Here is a 665-nt window from a genome sequence, read left to right as displayed (position 1 = left end):
CTTCGAAAAAGTGGCATTGATGCGATAGGCCATGCCGGCTGGGGAACGCACTTTTGCCACTTTTACGAAACGCGGCAGGATCTGATCGACATGCTGGTCCCGTATTTCGAGGCAGGACTGCGCGACAACGAAAGCTGTCTGTGGGTTGCGTCCGATCCGATTGGCGTGGACGAAGCAGAGACCGCACTGGTCGAGGCGCTACCCGATTTCAAGGATTACGTGATGCGCGGACAGATCGCTTTCAAGCCGGCGTCCGACTGGTACTACCCAGACGGCACGTTTCGCGCCGACCATGTCATCGCCGAATGGGTGCGGCACGAGCGTGAGTCGCGCGCGCATGGCTTCGATGGACTACGGGTGACCGGCGACACGTTCTGGCTGGAGCGCACCCGCTGGCACGACTTCGCCGACTACGAGGCCCACCTGAACCGAACGCTGGGGCAGTACCGCATTATCTGCGTTTGTTCTTACTGCATGGACCGGTGCACCGCGTCGGATGTACTGGATGTATGCAACACGCATCAGTTCGCACTTACACGGCGAAAAGGCGTCTGGCAGCTCGTGCAAAGCGATTCGCTTGCCGCGGCGCGCTCGGAGCTCGAGCGCACGAATGCGGAACTCGAAGCTCGCGTCGACGCCCGCACGCGCGACCTGGAAGTCTTGCT

1 protein-coding gene is annotated in these 665 nt (G+C 60.9%); it reads left to right on the top strand.

From position 1 onward, the window contains the following. Positions 1 to 90: 90 nt before the first annotated feature. A partial coding sequence (locus NCR34_RS27905; RefSeq protein ID WP_250501439.1) for an MEDS domain-containing protein occupies positions 91 to 665 on the top strand: 575 nt, incomplete at its 3' end.

The organism is Caballeronia sp. GAWG1-5s-s (genome assembly GCF_023631445.1).
Classification (GTDB): domain Bacteria; phylum Pseudomonadota; class Gammaproteobacteria; order Burkholderiales; family Burkholderiaceae; genus Caballeronia.
The sequence above is the reverse complement of the archived record's forward strand: the minus strand, read 5'-3'. Positions and strand labels throughout refer to the sequence as shown.